This is a genomic window from Enterococcus sp. ARL09-542, from assembly GCF_005234805.1.
Lineage (GTDB): Bacteria > Bacillota > Bacilli > Lactobacillales > Enterococcaceae > Enterococcus_D > Enterococcus_D gallinarum.
On the sequence record NZ_QPQX01000002.1, the window covers coordinates 205064 to 222936 of the forward strand.

17 protein-coding genes are annotated in these 17873 nt (G+C 40.5%); 2 read left to right on the top strand and 15 right to left on the bottom strand.

Annotation, left to right across the window (positions count from 1 at the left end; all coding sequences use genetic code 11):
* Nucleotides 1-196 precede the first annotated feature (196 nt).
* Nucleotides 197-2800, bottom strand: coding sequence for an ATP-dependent chaperone ClpB (clpB, locus tag DVW06_RS03470; protein WP_005471414.1), 2604 nt, complete (start codon nucleotides 2798-2800; stop codon nucleotides 197-199).
* Nucleotides 2801-3207: 407 nt separating this feature from the next.
* On the opposite strand from clpB, the gene DVW06_RS03475 reads away from it, so the two are divergent.
* Nucleotides 3208-4731, top strand: coding sequence for an ABC-F family ATP-binding cassette domain-containing protein (locus tag DVW06_RS03475; RefSeq protein ID WP_137264413.1), 1524 nt, complete (start codon nucleotides 3208-3210; stop codon nucleotides 4729-4731).
* A gap of 127 nt (nucleotides 4732-4858) precedes the next feature.
* On the opposite strand, the gene DVW06_RS03480 is transcribed toward DVW06_RS03475, so the two are convergent.
* From DVW06_RS03480 to DVW06_RS03535, 12 genes are all read right to left on the bottom strand, one after another.
* Nucleotides 4859-5884: a lysylphosphatidylglycerol synthase transmembrane domain-containing protein gene (locus DVW06_RS03480; RefSeq protein WP_005471411.1), complete on the bottom strand. Its 1026-nt coding sequence runs from the start codon at nucleotides 5882-5884 to the stop codon at nucleotides 4859-4861.
* Nucleotides 5885-5894: 10 nt separating this feature from the next.
* Nucleotides 5895-6167, bottom strand: coding sequence for a DUF1294 domain-containing protein (locus tag DVW06_RS03485; protein ID WP_005471409.1), 273 nt, complete (start codon nucleotides 6165-6167; stop codon nucleotides 5895-5897).
* 20 nt (nucleotides 6168-6187) lie between these two features.
* Nucleotides 6188-7096 (bottom strand): diacylglycerol/lipid kinase family protein, encoded by a 909-nt coding sequence (locus DVW06_RS03490; protein ID WP_005471407.1) that lies wholly within the window; start codon nucleotides 7094-7096, stop codon nucleotides 6188-6190.
* A gap of 131 nt (nucleotides 7097-7227) precedes the next feature.
* The gene (pepT, locus tag DVW06_RS03495; RefSeq protein WP_003126503.1) at nucleotides 7228-8457 is read right to left on the bottom strand and encodes a peptidase T; all 1230 of its coding nucleotides are present in this window, start codon (nucleotides 8455-8457) and stop codon (nucleotides 7228-7230) included.
* A 12-nt stretch (nucleotides 8458-8469) separates the two neighbouring features.
* On the bottom strand, nucleotides 8470-9585 hold the full coding sequence (locus DVW06_RS03500) for a Nif3-like dinuclear metal center hexameric protein (RefSeq protein WP_041120192.1): 1116 nt from the start codon (nucleotides 9583-9585) through the stop codon (nucleotides 8470-8472).
* Entirely contained in the window at nucleotides 9585-10280 is a 696-nt protein-coding gene (locus tag DVW06_RS03505) for a tRNA (adenine(22)-N(1))-methyltransferase (RefSeq protein WP_003126501.1), read from the bottom strand. Before DVW06_RS03505 ends, DVW06_RS03500 begins: the two co-directional genes overlap by 1 nt.
* A 337-nt stretch (nucleotides 10281-10617) precedes the next feature.
* On the bottom strand, nucleotides 10618-11052 hold the full coding sequence (locus DVW06_RS03510; protein ID WP_137264414.1) for a hypothetical protein: 435 nt from the start codon (nucleotides 11050-11052) through the stop codon (nucleotides 10618-10620).
* Nucleotides 11053-11070: 18 nt separating this feature from the next.
* On the bottom strand, nucleotides 11071-12003 hold the full coding sequence (gene dnaI, locus DVW06_RS03515) for a primosomal protein DnaI (RefSeq protein ID WP_003126498.1): 933 nt from the start codon (nucleotides 12001-12003) through the stop codon (nucleotides 11071-11073).
* Nucleotides 12003-13364 (bottom strand): replication initiation and membrane attachment family protein, encoded by a 1362-nt coding sequence (locus tag DVW06_RS03520; protein ID WP_029486784.1) that lies wholly within the window; start codon nucleotides 13362-13364, stop codon nucleotides 12003-12005. The genes dnaI and DVW06_RS03520 overlap by 1 nt, the downstream gene beginning before the upstream one ends.
* A gap of 14 nt (nucleotides 13365-13378) precedes the next feature.
* Nucleotides 13379-13879 (bottom strand): transcriptional regulator NrdR, encoded by a 501-nt coding sequence (gene nrdR, locus DVW06_RS03525; RefSeq protein ID WP_003126495.1) that lies wholly within the window; start codon nucleotides 13877-13879, stop codon nucleotides 13379-13381.
* Nucleotides 13880-14079: 200 nt separating this feature from the next.
* Entirely contained in the window at nucleotides 14080-14721 is a 642-nt protein-coding gene (locus DVW06_RS03530) for a FusB/FusC family EF-G-binding protein (RefSeq protein ID WP_137264415.1), read from the bottom strand.
* A gap of 305 nt (nucleotides 14722-15026) precedes the next feature.
* Nucleotides 15027-15359: a CsbD family protein gene (locus DVW06_RS03535; protein ID WP_003126493.1), complete on the bottom strand. Its 333-nt coding sequence runs from the start codon at nucleotides 15357-15359 to the stop codon at nucleotides 15027-15029.
* A 128-nt stretch (nucleotides 15360-15487) separates the two neighbouring features.
* Here DVW06_RS03535 and DVW06_RS03540 point away from each other — a divergent pair, with 128 nt between their 5' ends.
* Nucleotides 15488-16285 (top strand): ABC transporter ATP-binding protein, encoded by a 798-nt coding sequence (locus tag DVW06_RS03540; RefSeq protein ID WP_003126492.1) that lies wholly within the window; start codon nucleotides 15488-15490, stop codon nucleotides 16283-16285.
* 140 nt (nucleotides 16286-16425) lie between these two features.
* Here the strand turns inward: DVW06_RS03540 and coaE are convergent, their stop codons facing one another.
* Both coaE and mutM read right to left on the bottom strand, forming a co-directional pair.
* A complete protein-coding gene (gene coaE, locus DVW06_RS03545) occupies nucleotides 16426-17019 on the bottom strand; it encodes a dephospho-CoA kinase (protein ID WP_029486781.1) in 594 nt (197 codons plus the stop codon).
* A complete protein-coding gene (gene mutM, locus DVW06_RS03550) occupies nucleotides 17016-17858 on the bottom strand; it encodes a DNA-formamidopyrimidine glycosylase (RefSeq protein ID WP_003126490.1) in 843 nt (280 codons plus the stop codon). Before mutM ends, coaE begins: the two co-directional genes overlap by 4 nt.
* Nucleotides 17859-17873: the final 15 nt, after the last annotated feature.

Sequence of the window (17873 nt, forward strand, 5' to 3'; positions counted from 1 at the left end):
AATAAAAAGGAAGTTCTTAAACCACATTGACGTAGCATAATAACATGATGATTTTTTTATTCAAAAGAAAAAACCTGAAAAATAGCGGAATAGGCAGAAGACTTTATTCAGGTCTTTCCCACAGTATCATTCCGTCTATCATTCAGGTAATTCAAGGGTTATTTTTCTCGTTTAAGTTAGATGACTAAGAAATCTCTTATTCACTTATCGGTGTATTTTCAAAAACAAGCTGGTCATTCAACACTTCTATCGTCACTTTTGTTTTCGGCAGAACACGTCCTGCAACGATTTCTTTAGCCAGAGGTGTTTCTACCTCCCGTGTAATGAAACGTCGCAATGGTCTTGCGCCATAAGCGGGTTCGTACGAATGCTCTGCGATCCATTTTTTGGCTTCTTCTGTAATGGATAATTGAATGTCTTGATTTTCCAATCGTTGAGACAATTGAGCAATAATTTTATCCACGATACCTGTAACATTGGCTAGGCTTAGTGGCGTGAACAAAATTGTATCATCGATACGGTTCAAGAACTCTGGTTTAAAATGACCGCGTAATAGCGAACGAACATTTTCAGCCACCGATTCTGGAATCGTTCCTTCCCCAGTCACACCATCTAATAGTATTTGCGAGCCAATATTGCTCGTCATGATCAAGACCGTGTTCTTGAAATCTACCACTCGACCTTTTGAATCCGTCAATCGGCCGTCATCCAATACTTGCAATAAAATATTGAAAACATCTGGATGGGCTTTTTCGATCTCATCCAATAAGACGATCGTATAAGGGTTACGGCGAACAGCTTCTGTCAGTTGGCCACCTTCTTCAAAACCAACATAACCTGGAGGTGCTCCGACTAAACGTGACACAGAATGTTTCTCCATGTACTCACTCATGTCAATCCGCACCATATGATCTTCTGAATCAAACAGATTGACGGCTAACGCTTTGGCTAACTCGGTCTTACCGACTCCTGTTGGTCCTAAGAATAGGAAAGAACCTAATGGTCGATTTGGATCTTGGAGACCTGCACGGGAACGGATCACCGCATCACTTACTGCATCGACTGCCTCGTCTTGGCCAATCACGCGTTGATGGAGTGTTTCATTCAATTTCAGTAGTTTTTCCCGTTCGCCTTCTACCAATTTCGCAACCGGAATGCCTGTTAGGCGACCAACAACTAGTGCAATTTCGTTTTCAGTCACAGATTCTTGCACCATTCGAACGCCTTCCGCTTGGTTTTTTGCTTCCAATTCGGCAAGTTCTTTTTCTAATTGCGGAATCGTTCCATGGCGTAAAACAGCAGCGCGCTCTAAATCATAATTATTTTCAGCATCTTCTAATTCATGTTTGGCTTTGTCGATTTCTGCCCGTTTATTGGAAACCGCATTGACTTCATCTTTCTCAGTTTCCCATTGCATCTTCATGGTATTGGCTTCTTCCCGCAAATCAGCTAATTCTTCTTGCAGGTTTGCCAACCGTTTTTTAGAAGCATCATCCGTTTCTTTTTTCAATGCGGCTTCTTCAATTTCCAGCTGCATTAAACGTCGCGTGACTTGATCGAGTTCAGTTGGCATTGAATTCATTTCTACGCGGATCGTTGCACTCGCTTCATCAATCAGATCGATTGCTTTATCCGGTAAAAAGCGATCTGTGATATAACGATCGGATAATGTCGCTGCAGCAACTAGTGCATTGTCATGAATGTTGACCCCGTGATGGATCTCAAAGCGTTCTTTTAGTCCCCGCAAGATCGAGATGGTATCTTCAACCGTTGGTTCCTTGACTAAAACTTTTTGGAAACGACGTTCCAAAGCTTTATCTTTTTCCATATATTGACGGTATTCGTCCAATGTTGTTGCACCGATCGTATGAAGTTCACCACGAGCCAGCATTGGTTTTAGTAAATTACCAGCATCCATGCTGCCTTCCGTTTTGCCGGCACCCACGATATTGTGGATCTCATCAATAAATAAGATGATCCGTCCTTCAGATTTCTTGACTTCTTTCAAGACCGCCTTCAACCGTTCTTCAAATTCACCACGGAATTTTGCTCCAGCGATCAATGCGCCCATGTCTAAAGAGAAAATCGTTTTGTCTTTTAAGTTTTCCGGTACATCTTTTCTAACGATTCGTTGCGCCAGTCCTTCAACGATCGCTGTTTTACCGACACCAGGCTCTCCAATCAAAACAGGATTATTTTTGGTTTTTCTTGAAAGAATACGGATCACATCGCGGATCTCTTCATCCCGGCCAATGATCGGATCCATTTTTCCACTGCGGACTTGTTGAACGAGGTCCACACCATATTTTTCTAAGGCTTTGTATTGTTCTTCTTGGTTTTGAGATGTCACACGTTCTCCCCCTCTCAAAGATTCAATGGTTGCTTTTAATTCTTTTTCATTGATTCCTTGACCTTTTAAGTAATTGGTCAATGGATGGTTTTTTAGTTTCATTAATGCGAGTAAAACGACTTCAGTCGATAAATACTCATCATTGAACCCTTTTTTTAGTTGGTCTGCTTCAGAAAGCAAACGAAATAAGTTTTGACTCATGCTTTGTCCGTATTGAACATTGCCACCTTCAACAGATGGGATTTCATCCAATAGTCGGTCAACTTCCTTCTCGAAAGCATCGACATCAAGACCAGCGTCCGTATAAAAATTGCGGCCAAATTGATTGGCTTGCAATAAAATTTTCCATAAATGAGCGATATCTATCTCCTGATGATGGCGTGTTATCGCTACTTGTTGTGCTTCTGCAATGGCACTTTGTAAAGTTGTTGTCATTTTTTCTGGGTTCATTGTTCTACCTCCCCGTCATTTCTAGGATTTCTCCTACATTGTAGTATACCATTTTGGTCAGTAATGGTCAAAAGATATGCAAGCACTTTTTGACTTTCTTTTTTAGCAAACTATCAGCAAAAGTTGACATAAGGAAAGCTAAGATGGTATGCTTAATGAACCATTTCAACGGAGGAAAAGCAGATGTCACGCTACTATTTTAAATTTATCTTTAAATTTATCAGAAAATCTGCTCTTAACAAGAACACGATGAAGCATTGTTAAGAGCCTACAAGCGCCTAGCGCATCTGCTTCATCAAAGACTCGGAGTGAGGTTTCTTTCTCATGCCCTGGTTTTTGGTGGATACTAAAAAGATTGTAAGCTGTAGACAATGACTGTCTATGGCTTTTTTATATGGAGGAAAATCATGTTAACACTATCAAATCTATCGCAACAATTCGGCGACAAAATCTTGTATGAAGAAGTCAGCGTTCAAATCAATCGTGGCGAGAAAGTCGGACTGATTGGACGAAACGGTGCCGGAAAAAGTACCTTGATCAAAATCATTACCGGGGAGATTCTTCCTGATGAAGGCCAGGTCACTTTCCCAAAAAATCTGAAAATGGGCTATTTGGATCAATATGTCAATGTGGACGAAACCCAAACCATTCGCGATTTCTTACGCTCAGCCTTTGCTGCTGATTTTGAAAAAGAGGCAAAAATTGCTTCACTATATGGTGAATATGCTGAAACATTGGATGATGAGTTACTTGAAAAAGCCGGTGAATTACAAAATCAATTGGATCAAGGTTCCTTCTATCAAATGGACACACTGATTGCTGACTTAGCGGAAGGTCTGGGCATTGCCATTCTTGGTATGGAAACCCCACTGGTCAATTTAAGTGGTGGTCAGCGATCAAAATTAATCTTAGCAAAAATGTTATTGGAAAAACCCGATATGCTGATCTTGGATGAACCAACCAATCACTTAGATGATGAGCACATCAAGTGGCTGGTTCAATTTCTCCAAGATTTCAATGGCACCTATTTGGTGGTTTCTCATGACCAACAGTTTCTCAACCAGATCACGACGCATATCATTGATATTGAATTTGGCAAATTAACGAAATATACCGGCAATCTTGAAAAATCACTGAAACTCAAAGCGTTGCAAAATGAAAGTTATTTGAAACAATATGAAGCCCAACAGGCACATATCAAGAAAACGGAAGCCTATATTCGAAAATATAAAGCGGGCTCTCGTTCTACGATGGCTAAAAGCCGAGAAAAACAATTAGCGAAAATCGAACGATTAACGCCACCAACAGATGCGCCGACACCGCATATTGCTTTTCCTTATGCCCCTATCGTCACAACATTGGCGTTGGAAACAACACACTTAGAAATTGGCTATGACAAACCGCTTTTGTCACCGATCGATTTGACGATACGCTACGGTGAAAAAATCGCTATTCGCGGGTTTAATGGAATTGGGAAATCAACGTTGATCAAGACACTCTTAGGTCAGATACCGGCTATCAATGGATCGGTTTCATTTCCCCAACACACAAAATTCAATTATTTCTCGCAAGACTTAACTTGGGAACAACCATTACAAAATCCTTTGCACTATATGAACGATAAATTTCCTAAAGCTACAATCAAAGAACTACGCCGCCAATTATCCCGTGCAGGATTGCCGAGTCAGCTGGCACAAGAAGCGCTAAAATCATTGAGTGGTGGCGAACAAACAAAAGTCAAACTTGCCGAAATGATGATGATCAAAAGCAATTTTCTTCTATTGGATGAGCCTACTAATCATATTGACCAAGCAACCAAAGATAATCTGAATGCAGCACTGGCTGATTTTCAAGGAACTGTCTTAGTGGTTTCCCACGAAGCCGATTTCTACGAAGACTTTGCAGATCGAATTATTGAATTAAGTGAATAAGTACGACACTAAAAAATCTCGAAGAAGTGCCGAAATTTCAGCGAACTAGCTGAAGTTTTTGAGGCATGCCTTCGAGATTTTTTTGATTTAGATTTAATAGGAGAAAGAAAAAGTTTCATTCCTTTGCTCACGCTTTTTCGTTCTTCAACTCTTCCAACTCAGCACTCATGGTTTTGCGTTTTTCCAAAATGACATAGACGAAACCGATCACGAATGGCCAAATAAAAGTAGCAAATCGATAAAGCAACATCGATGACGCTGCATCAACAGTCCCTACCATTGGTCCAAAAAGTAACATATAAACAAATTCAAACGAACCGATTCCAGCCGGCGTAGGAATAACACCCGATAGGATCACTGCAAAGCTGACAAAAGAAAGCGTCAGTAAGAAGTCGATTTCTGGATGTTTAGGTGCCAATACTACATAAGGAATCACATACCAAGCAGCCAATTTAACGACATTCCAGAAATAGATCCGTAAAAAAGCCGTACGATCACGGAGAATCGAATAGACTGTCTCCCGTAACGAGTAAATCTGCGTATTGCAAGTATCGATGATTTTGCGCATGCTCTTACTTTTGAAAAGTTTGTCGCTGATTACCACAAAAGCGACTTGAACGTTGACACTTACAGAAAGTGCAAGTAAAAAGGCAATAATCAGAAAAGTAACGACCATACCAGCTAATATCACCCAAATCATATTTGGGGCTTTCTCAAAGAATAAAGAAAATTGAATCACTAGCCCTGCGATAGCATAAGTCAAGACCGCCAATTTATACATGACCATATGCAACGTAGTCACACCTACACCTTGTGACAATTTCAATCCATTTTTACGATAAAAATTGACTTCTGATATCAACGTCCCAGCACCAAAAGTAATAATTCGATAGAATCCAGAGTAACAAACGGTAAATAAGCCGTCTTTCGTTGTAAACTCCGGTTGAAATCCTACAGCGATCTCTTTGACGGAACGTCCTTCAATAAATAAGTAAATTGTTCCTAACGCCATCACTGCTGTAACGATCGACAGACTGGTTTGTCTTAATTCCGCCAAAATATCAGTCATAGAGCTGCGAATAAAATAGTACATCGCACCTAAGATCACGACCATTAATAGCAGGTTTAAGGCAAATTTCACTTTTGCTTTCATTTTTAACTCCTTAGGCAAACTTAATAAACAATAGAAGATCTACAATCACACCGAAAGCAAAAAAAATATAAAATTTACGTTTGCGTGTTTTATGGTGAAAAACGCGTTGCGCGATCAATCCACCGATTCCGCCGCCAATCAATCCCATAAACAACAGATTCCATTCAGGGACACGCCATTTTTTTCTTACGGCTTGGTATTTATCATACCCCATCAAGCCAAAAAGATAAAGATTCGCTATAAGTAAATAAAACCACAATGGATTTTGTATAAATTCTGTCATCATTTCTCCTCTGGTTGATATTATTTAGCATCCAAGTCTTCTTCTTGAACACGGACACGAAGGGCCTGTTTCATCACCTTCATTTTAACAGGCAGATTATCTGTCGGATCGCCATCAGTTCGTGTATAAACAGTTTTTTCCTGAGCACGAATCTCAATTTCATTTGCAGTAAAGTACTCGACACCTGGCACTTTCGCAATATGACCACGTATGATCCGGGGCAAATAAATAATGAATTCCAATAGATTGAGTTTTGGCAATAAAATCATGTGAAACAGCCCGTCATCTGGTCGTGCCAACTCGTCGAAATTGGTAAATCCGCCAGCTGAATTGGACATGACTACTGTTAACAATTGACTCTTGCCACGCCAGCGTTTTCCGTCTGCAATAATTTCTAATTTGTATTGTTTCTTTTTGAATAAATAATGGAAAAACCGCTTGGTAAAAGCGAGTGGTCCGAACTGTTGTTTTTCTTCTTGCGAAGTAGCCGCTGCCGTATCGGCCAGCAATCCGATGGTCATCGTCGAGATCATCATGGAGTCATTGACCAATCCATAATCAATTTGTCGATCAGTCCCATTCAATATCGTTTCAAATGCTTCTTCAGGTTTGAGAGGAATCCCTAACATACGGGCAAAGTTATTGACCGTTCCGCCTGGAATAATTGCCACTGTCAGCTTATCTAACTGATCCACAAATGTTTGCAGCGCATGATGGATTGTACCGTCTCCACCAATGATTGCAATCGTATCGATTTGATGTTCTTTCGCATTTTTTTGGATTGTTTCCGGCTCAATATCAGGATTGGAAGGTTGCAAGACTGCTTCACTTTTAGGATCATGTTCTTCTAGATAGTTCTTAAAAGACTCTGCAGTATCCTTGGCATCGCTTTTACCAGCCGTATCATTATATAAAACCATGATCTTCATATTTTTCACTTCCTAAATAAAATAGGGCTGCGAATGGTGCAGACTTCTGCATCAAGTCTCAGCCCATTATTCAACTCATTTTTCATTATCAAGCGATATTTTTCCACTTGAAAACGAAACAAAATAAAGTTCTACTGTGCGTTTTTTTCGGCAATCTTCACGATTACATCAGTTGCTTTTTTCATTGATTCCAAGGAAACAAATTCATAGCGTCCATGCATATTTTCACCACCGGCAAAAATATTTGGTGTCGGAATCCCTAAATAAGAGATCTTCGATCCATCTGTTCCGCCTCGAACTGGTTCGATCACTGGCTCGATACCCAGATCTTCCATTGCAGACTTAGCTAACTCAATAATACTCATGTCTTTTTCAATGATTTCTTTCATGTTGTAATATTGATCATATAAATCCATTTGGATTCTTGCTTCGTCAAATTGGGCATTCATTTTTTCTTGGATTGTAAGCAATTGTTTTTTACGATTTTCAAACGTTTCACGATCATGATCACGAATGATATACGCCATTTTTGCTTCTTCGACGGTTCCGTTCAACGCCATCAAATGGAAAAAGCCTTCCGCACCATCGGTTTTTTCTGGCACTTGATCTGTTGGCAATTGATTATGAAAATCAATCGCCAATTGCAAAGCATTGATCATCGTATCTTTTGCGGTTCCTGGGTGCACATTTTTCCCTTGGATCGTTAGTTCAGCTTGTGCAGCATTGAAAGTTTCATATTGCAACTCACCCACTGGACCGCCATCCATGGTATAAGCAAAATCAACATTGAAATCAGCCACATCAAATTTATCAGCCCCCACCCCAATTTCTTCATCTGGTCCAAAGGCGATTTTGATTTCTCCGTGTTTGATTTCAGGATGGTTAAGCAAAATTTCCATCGCCGTCAAAATCTCTGCGATACCTGCTTTGTCATCGGCTCCTAAAAGCGTGCTGCCATCTGTCGTAATCAATGTTTCTCCACGATAATTTTTCAAATTAGGAAAGTCTTTGATATTCAGTGTAAATTTGCCCTCTTTATCCAATTTGATCGTTGACTCACCGTCATAGTTTTCAATAATTTGGGGATCCACATTCACCGCGTTAAAATCCGCCGTATCCATATGTGCGATAAATCCAATGGAACGAACTGGTTCGGAAACATTACTTGGTAACGTACCAATCACAAAACCATTTTCCTCATTATAATGGACATCATGAAGTCCTAATTCTTCCATTTCTTTTTGCAATGTCTTGGCAAACGCCACTTGCGTTTGTGTGGAGGGTGTTGTTTGGCTTGTCGCATCAGAACGAGTTTCCGTCTTTACATATCTTAAAAAACGCGGTAATAAATTTTCGTACATAATTGATCACTCCTATTTATATTGGAATGGATTTGTGGAAGTCTCTGAAGGAATAAAGTCTACCTGCCAACCTTCTTCCGCTTTCCATTCATTGAATTTTTTGATAAAACGAGGGATACATTCCCGTTCAATGTTATGACCTGGATCGATTGCCGTCAAGCTGTTTGCTTGTATATCATGAGCGGTGTGATAACTGATGTCTCCAGTAATATATACATCTGCTTTGGCATTCACGGCTTCTTGATAAAACTGTTCGCCACTGCCGCCGCATATAGCAATCCGTTGAACGTTTTGCCGCTTTGCTTTTGGTTCGATCAAACGCAACCCCTCTAACTGAAAAACACTTTTGATTTCATCGATGAAATCTTCCAACAAAACAGGTGCTTTTAATTGACCTACTCGCCCGATCCCATAATGCTGAGACAAGTTATCCAAGGAATAAAGGTCATAGGCGGGTTCTTCATAGGGATGCGCCTCAACCATCGCTTGCAACACCTTTTCGGTGATGGTTTCTGGGAAAATCACTTCGATTTTTGCTTCTTGTACCGACTCTTCTTCCCCAATTTCACCAATCGCAGGATGCGCATCCTCTTGAGGAGTAAAACGGCCGGTACCAATCAGTGAGTAGCTGGTGTTTTGATAATTTCCTTGCTGTCCAGCTCCAGCTTTTCCTAAAGCTTTCCTCATTGATGCGCCTTGCTCAATTGGAACAAAAACAGCCAATTTTTTCATTTTGATTGTATGGGTGGGAACGAGATACGTGGTTTCTTCTATTCCAAGCATTTCACAAAACCAGTCATTCAACCCATCATGAATAATATCCATATTCGTATGCGCAGCATAGACCGAAATATTATGTTTGATCAGATCCATATACATTTTTTGTTGCGGATCATCGGCTCTCAAACGACGTATGGAACGAAAAATCGGTGGATGTTTGGCAACAATGAAGTCTACTTGTTTTTCAATTGCTTCTGCAACGACTTCTGGACGAACATCTAATGTCATCATTACCCGTTGGATCTCGTTGTCCAACGTTCCGATATGCAATCCCACTGGATCACCATCTTCTGCTAACCATTGCGGACAATATCTTTCGAAACGTTCAATAAACGTTCTAGCTAACATTATTCCAGCACCTCCTTGATCCAATCAATCTGTTCGTTTAACTCACTTATTTTATCTTGAGGAGGAATTGCCGCTTTCTCTAGTTCTTGCAAAACGATTTCTCGCTGCTGCAATTCATGGGCCCATTTTTTATAAAAAACGAGATTTTTTTCTTTCAATAAACACGGGCCAAAAAATAATTCTTGTGGTGTATAGATTTTACTGCCTTCTTCAGCTACGATGATTTCGTAGTTTTTATGGTTTTCTTCAATCAGTTCTTCGTGTAAAATCATGTAATTATTCTCCTGAAGCCATTCTCGCAAAGTCCGCTCCCCCACATTGGGTTGCAAGACAAGGCGCTCCTTCCCAGTAATTTTCTGCTGAGATTTTCCATTTTCTAAAATTGTTCGAATCAAAGTGCCACCCATACCAGCAATAACCACCGTATCAATCTGATCATCAGGTTGGATTGCAGCTAACCCATCTGCTAAGCGAACAGTGATTTTGTCGCTCAAGCCATTTTTTTTGACTTGCCGTGAAGCAGATTCGAATGGTCCTTTTACAACTTCACCTGCTACTGCATACTGAATTTTATTTTGTAGCATCAATGCCACGGGTAAATAGGCATGATCTGATCCAATATCTGCCAAGCGGGCTTGATCCGGAATCTGTTCGCCAACACGAGTCAATCGCAGGGATAATGATTGTTCGTTCATAACGTCACTCCTTCAGAAATAGTATATCATTCTTTATTGCATTTTAAAGGGAGAGTTTTTACTCCTTTTATTTACGGCTTTACTTCACCTAGAGTTGCTTTTGCACTTTTCGTAAAGAAAACTTGCATATCTTGCTTTTCAAACCAATCGTTGTGATCCATATGAAGGTTACTGCGCTCCCGTCACCCAGTTGAGTATCAATCGCAGTGATTCATACGAAGGTTACTACTCTCCCTTCGGTCGTCTAGTACTGCTCATCATCTGCTCTGTCTTGCTTCGCAAGCCAATCGCAGTGATTCGCAGCAAAACGCGTTGTCCGTTGGGACAACGCGTGGGGTTATTGCACGATTTCAACTGTTTTGATTGAATTTCCTGGAACTTGAGGTGGGATTGACATAGTCATTACTGGCAAGCCTGACAATGTGACTTGGACCGTTGTTCCTTTGGTCAACTCAGAAACTTGACCTTCAAATGATTCTTGCGGTGCGTGTAGGATCACGCCGTCTGTTTGAAAGTTAGAAACAATCGTTTCTTGATCGTCGACTGCTTCGATATCATTTAGAAAAATCTGTATCGTTTCGTTGTCGCCAGCTGTTGCATTTTCTTGAAGAACTCCTGTAAAAATAGTCGTTGCCTCGCTTTCGACAGTGCTATTTGTTGTGCTTTCATCGTTTTTAGTTGTTTCACTCATCGAATCATTATCTGACGGCGAACCGCAGGAAGCTAATAATAAGGTTGTCAAAGCCAAACCTAAAATCGTCAATTTCTTCATAAGAAGTTCTCCTCTCTTCTATATTTCCGAATTCCGGCGATTTTTGCCAGTCATTTGGATCTCTTTTGTCAAGTAACGAATTCGTTCCATGATCCGCTTGGCTTTCAATGGCTCTGATTCTCCACGTTGAGTAACGGATAGATGCTTCTCTAACTCTTGCATGGAAAAGTTGGAGGAAAAGAACGTTGGCAGTTGTTCTTGCATCCGATATTGCAGAATGACACCAAAGACTTCATCACGGATCCAGCTGCTCATGGCATCTGCACCAATATCATCCATCATTAGGATGGGGGCTTTTTTAACTGCATTGAGTTTGTCGCCAACCAAGTCTTTGCCGATTGCTTGTTTCATTTCGACAGCAAATGTCGGGAAGTGAACAAGGGTCGTCGTATAACCTGCTTCCGCAAGGTCCCGGGCAATTGCCCCTAGTAAATAAGTTTTGCCGATCCCAAAACTACCCACCAGATATAATCCTTTGTGAAAAGCCCTTGGATCGTTTTTTAGGTTTTCAATAAACTCGACTGCAGCCATCAAAGCTTCGCCCCGGCCGGGAGTACTTTCATACTGAGCAAAATTGGCCTCTTGAATATCTTTCGGCATATCCATTGCTTTGATGCGACTACGGATCTCTTCTTGTCGTTGATGCGCTAAAAGCTCTTGCGTGGGCACATAAGTGACATCGATAAAATGAAAGTTCAACGCTAGTCGTGGCTCATATCCAGGTGCAATCATCGTAGGGTCATTCAAACGAAACTTTCGTTTTTCTTGAACAAATTCATAGAGTTTCGCATAACTTTTTTGGATATCTGCATCTGTCAGTTCCTCCCGATGTTCTGAAATGAATTCTTTGACATCCGGATCTTTCAATACGTCCCCCATCATTTCTGAGAAACGATCGCGATAGTTTCGTTTGTCTAAAATTTTTGATAGATTCTTCCCAACATCTTCCATTAATTGTCACCTGCTTTCTTTTGCAAGTAGGCTTGCAGTTTTTTGTCGATCTCTGCCTGACGTTCTGGGGATAATGTCGTTTCTTCAACTGGTTTTTCGGCCCAGCTTGGCAGTTTTTCTTCACGAATGATCTTTTTAGACGGGCTTTGCGGCCGTGTGCGTTTTTCTTTTGCTTCTTTAACTAAGTCCCGTACATGCTTGATCGCTTCTTCCGCGGTTTTTACTTGCAATTCAGACCATTGTGCCGCAATGTTATTGACATAACTTGCTGGCAAAGCCGCATTGTTCTGTACCACTAACACATAATGAATAAGAACATTGATCACACTATTGGATAATGGCGAGCGTTCCACTAAGCTTTTTAGCAGCCATTGTTCGGAGTCTGTGACAAAGCTCTTTTTTTCAGCTTTGATTGCTTTCAAGAATGCCATCGGCGCATTATTCTCACTTTCGCGGATCAATGCTAGATCGTTATCACTATACCCATTTTGTTTTAATGTATTAAATCGTCGGATCTCTTCATCTGAAGTGGGATCCACTTTATTTTCAGTTTTGGTAAAACGCGTCCGTGCTTTTTGTAAAATCAATTGTTCTAATGCCTTCTGATCGATTTTCCCAGTAGTTAAAGAAACCGAATCTGTCATCAGATCCAACAGCTCCATCACATCATAGCCGTATAATGAATGATATAGGAGTAGTTTTTGCCGAAAATCTTTATCGAAATTGTCTGCACGGATGTAGCGACGTTGAGCTTCATAAAGAAGAAAATCCCAATCTAGTTGTTGTTCATCTAACACCAGTCTGCTTTGAGTGTCTTGGAATTTGCCATTGACTTCCTGTAATTCCTCTTCATTGGCTGCAAATTGTTGTGTATCCAAGCGATAAGCATCCATAAAAGAAGCCGTAACTTCTTGATAGCCTTCTGCTTGCCATTTTGCTGGTTGGAACAACGAAACAAGTTGTCGAAACTTTCGCTCTCCAACATGGTTAAGCAATAAGAAACTATAGAGTTCATCTTGAAAGAAATCGCTCGCATGAACTGGCTCTTGCAGGTGATACAAAAATGTGATTCCCAACTCGTCATCTTCTTTTTCAAACGTTTTGAGTAAGCCGATTCCTTCTAACTTATTTCGCGCTTGAATAAAACGCTGTAACCCTACATTCATCGCATTCAAAATATCTAGATGAATAAACTCACTTTCTTGCGGATCCTGCTGATCCGCAGTCAGTGTCAGATAGAGTGCTAAGGCATCACTTTCGATGATTGGCTGATAAAGATGAATCAGCGCATCCTTCCCTTCAGTTGTTAGTGGACGACTTTTGAAGACACGATACAATTGATTTGGTAATATGTTGCCCACCATTCAGGGACCTCCTATTCCTCTTGATTGTCTGCTGTTTCTTGCGGATCACTTGGTTCTTTTGCCTTTTCAACGATATCCTGCAATTCTTTTAAGAAGACTGACATATCTTTGAATTGGCGGTAGACACTAGCAAACCGAATGTAAGCAATCTCATCTAAGTCGACTAGATCTTCCATGACATATTCGCCAATCATCGTTGTCGAAACTTCATTTTCACCTAGTGCTCGCACACGATTCTCCACATGATCAACAATTTTTTCCATTTGTTCCATTGTAACGGGTCTTTTTTCAGCAGAGCGTATCAACCCTCTTAATATCTTTTCACGATTAAATTCTTCACGAGCGCCATTTTTCTTAATAACTAATAATGGTGCTTCTTCAATTCGTTCAAATGTGGTAAATCGATAACCACAGTTTTCACATTCGCGGCGGCGGCGAATCACGCGACCATCGTCGGCTTGGCGGCTATCAATCACTCGAGAATTGTTATGATGACATTTTGGACATTGCATAGTTCCACCCCGTTCTCTCTTCCGTGTCTCGAATGATAGCGAGACAGCGATGATTTATATGCTTAATTATAACATGAAATTCTTCTATCTAATAGGTAAAGTCTTTCAAGCGAAAGAAATATTACAAATTTAAATAATGTGACGGTTGTTTTTTTAGCCACAAAAGAAAAACGACAGAATCAATTCTGTCGTTCTCCTCCTTATCTCATTTGTAACAGTGACACAAACTCATCCAGAGTTTCCCGTTGTTCCATTTGTTGGTTGCATTGCTCACTGTCGCGACAAATGTAATTTCCTCGTTTGGTGTATGTTCCATCGCCACCACTTTTTGTCAACGATAAAAACATGGAGACAGTAGACTCATGTTGACATAAAGGACAGATTCCTTTTTTTACTTCTGTAGATAAATGACCATAGATTCCTTGGTAGCCTTTTTGAGTATTTACGATCATAAATTTACTTTGACTGCCGATGTCATCCCAAGCCAAATACGTATAATCACGAAGGTCTGTTTGGGAAAAATCAGGTACTTTTAATTTTTTTACTTTACGAAACAGTTTCTCTGTTTGTTTGACTGAAAGCACTTGAAAAGGTCGGACATTCTTTTTTAGTGCTTCAAGAATGGTCAAGCTCTTTGACATCGTCAAAGATGAATCAAAAAATTGACGAATCAGAGACTGTGCTTCTTTGTCCTCCTCAGAAAAAAATGGTTGAATGGCTTCTTCAGTTAACATTTCAACTGTGCGAATCGTATGGCGATCATTAACAGACTGATAAGTCCGAACTAATTGTTGGACTTGATGTTTGATGAAATGAAATTGATAGGGTTCAATGGTAATCATAATAGATATCGATCCTCTCTTTAATGAAAAAACAAAAGATATTACTGATAAATTCCTCTGATCACAGTCAAGGACAATGCAGAATTCAGCATTTGTTGACCACCTCCTGGACTTCCCTTTTTTGTGGAAAGTCATTGGCTATTATAGTTTTTCCTTCAGGGGTTGTCAATCATTGTCCGCAGACAGCATTCTTTTCTTGTCAAAGTGGAATTATTGATACCTTTTAAAACAGGATTTTCTTCTTTTTTATCTATTTATATTGATTGACGAATATGGTTTATCATAAAAAAAACTCCAGATCCTGTCTAGAGTTTTTCTTCGATTCCTGTATAATGTTTCAAATGATCAGCATCCCGTCGTTCGGTTGAAGAGATCTTTGCAGCATCTGTGTCTTCATTTTCGTTTAGCAATCGGTCCCGACCAAGTGTTTCTAATGTTTTATCACCTGGTTGAGCATCTAATTCATCATGCCGATCCTCAATTTCGTCTACCTGTTGTTGACGGTGATCTTTTTTGGCTTTTGCTTCATTTGCCTGTTCTTTTCCTTCTTGTTCCATTTTTTCATTATTGATCCATTCACCAATTTTTTCTTTTGCAGAACCAACAATTACATCTTTTTCGTCTTTCAATGATCCCATGATGATTCCTCCTTTTTTATTAGCATAGCAAGAATTTCTTCGATTGACAAAAGATACGTATGCGCTTCATTTAAAGATATGGTATACTGAATCAAATTTTCAGAATATTCTTTGACAAGGAGCAGTTTATGGACATCTTAAATTTTGAAGACATCCAGTTGGTTCGCAAGCAAACTGTTTTGTTGCAAGACATCAACTGGCAAATTGCTAAAAATCAGCATTGGGCACTTTTAGGATTAAATGGTGCTGGCAAAACACTTTTATTACAACTGATCATTGGGATGATCTGGCCGACTTCTGGCAAACGGCAAGTCCTAGGTCAAGTCTACGGAAAAACATCTGTGCCAGACCTTCAGCGCAGAATTGGTTGGATAAGTGCGACCTTGCAAGAGAAGATTCCTGCTCAGGAGCTCTCAGAAATGGTCGTTCTATCGGGAAAATATGCTAGTATCGGTATATATGAAGACTACCAAATGAAAGACTTGAACCAAGCTATTGCCATTCTTTGTTCAACTGGCGGCAGTCAACTGATTGGCCAGCCATTTCATCAGTTATCTCAAGGGGAACGTCAATTAGTCTTAATCAGCCGCGCTTTGATGGCAAATCCCGAATTGTTGATTTTAGATGAACCTTGTAATGGATTGGATCTTTTTGCTCGAGAAGAATTGCTAAGTCGAATTGGCGAGATGGCGCACAAGGAATCACCTACGTTGATTTATGTGACCCACCATACAGAAGAGATTTTACCGATTTTTGACCATATCATGATGCTGAAAAATGGTAAAATCCACGCTTCTGGCAAGCGCCAGCAAATTTTTAACGAAAAAACGTTATCTGCTTTTTATGGGAAACCTGTTTTTTTCCATGAAGTCACTTCCGATCGCCTGGCAGTTTTACCAAAAAGCAACTCACTAAACAAAAAATGAAACAAAAAAAGAGACAGCGACAACCAAAGCCTCTTTCCAGATATCCTTTCTAACTTCAGTTTCCAGCAAACGACAAAATAATGCGTCAACTGTTAGCTTTTCAGAAATAAAGGGGGCTCCTTTGTGCCGGTGTCTCTGTCTTAATTCTTTCTTTTAGCAAGCCATTCTTGTACTTGCGTCTTAACTTCTTCAATGGTTCCTTGATTGTCAAAGAGGATATCTGCCCGTTTGCGCTTCTCTTCTATTGGCATCTGACTATTGATACGTTGTTGGGCTTCGATGCTGGTTAAATGGTCTCGCTTCATCAGTCGCTGCAACTGGATCGATTCCGGAAGATAGACGACCGCTACTTGATCTAGCAGGGATTCATAACCAGTTTCGTATAACAAAGGAATATCTACGATCACAAGATCAGCTTTTGCTTTCATGACTTCAATCTGTCGTAGGATTTCTTTACGGATAAAGGGTCCTAATGAGCGGTTCAGCAATTCCCGTTTATTGTCATCCGCAAAAATGATTTTTCCTAATTTTTTCCGAGCTAGTGTCCCATCGGGATTGATGACCTCTGGCCCAAAAACAGTTTTGATTTTTTCAAGCCCTGGCATCCCTGGCTCCACCACTTCGCGAGCAACGATATCAGCATCGATGATTGGGATACCAGCTTCTTCAAAGCACTTGACAACGGTACTCTTGCCAGTAGCAATCCCGCCCGTTACACCTACAACCAAGCTCATCTTTCTGTCCCCGCGTGTAATTGCTGACAGAATGGACAATAGTGGGTCCCTCGTTGTGCAACTTTTGTTTTTACGATCGGGGTACCACAGCGGACACAAGGATTGCCGGTTTGACCATAAACGTGTAGAGAGACTTGGAAATGCCCCGCTTCGCCTAACGCATTCAAATAGGTCCGAATCGTTGTGCCTCCTGCCTCCACTGCTCGGGCTAAGACATCAATGATCGCCCGATGCAACAAGTTAATTTCGGCTTCATTCAGTGTCGCTGCCGATTGCTCGGGATGAATCTTTGCTTCCCATAAAGCCTCATCCACATAGATATTGCCTAAACCTGTCACAAGCTTTTGATCTAAAAGCAGCGGCTTGATGGCTTTTTTTGATTTCTTTAGGTCACGAGTAAAGTCTGTCAACAGAAACAGTTCCGGCAATGGTTCCGGCCCCAACTGCATGATTCCTTTATACGTACTGCTCTGGTCTTTTTCAACTAAAGTCATACGTCCAAATTTTCGCACGTCCCGATAATGCAATTCACTGCCATCAGTGAATTGAAAAATCACATGGGTGTGTTTGTCCGGCACCCCTTCTTTTTCAAAAAATTCATACTTGCCTTCCATGCGTAAATGGGAAATCAGATCATAATCGGTCAATTTGAAAATCAAGAATTTGCCTCGACGATCAAAAGCTTGAAATTGTTGTCCTTTTAGCATCGCTGCAAAAATCGGTACTTCTGGAGATTCAATGATCCGGGGCCAACGAATCTCCATTTCTTTGATCGTTTTATTTAAAATCAGTTTCTCTAGTCCTCTGCGAACTGTTTCCACTTCTGGTAATTCCGGCACAACATTTCACCTCAT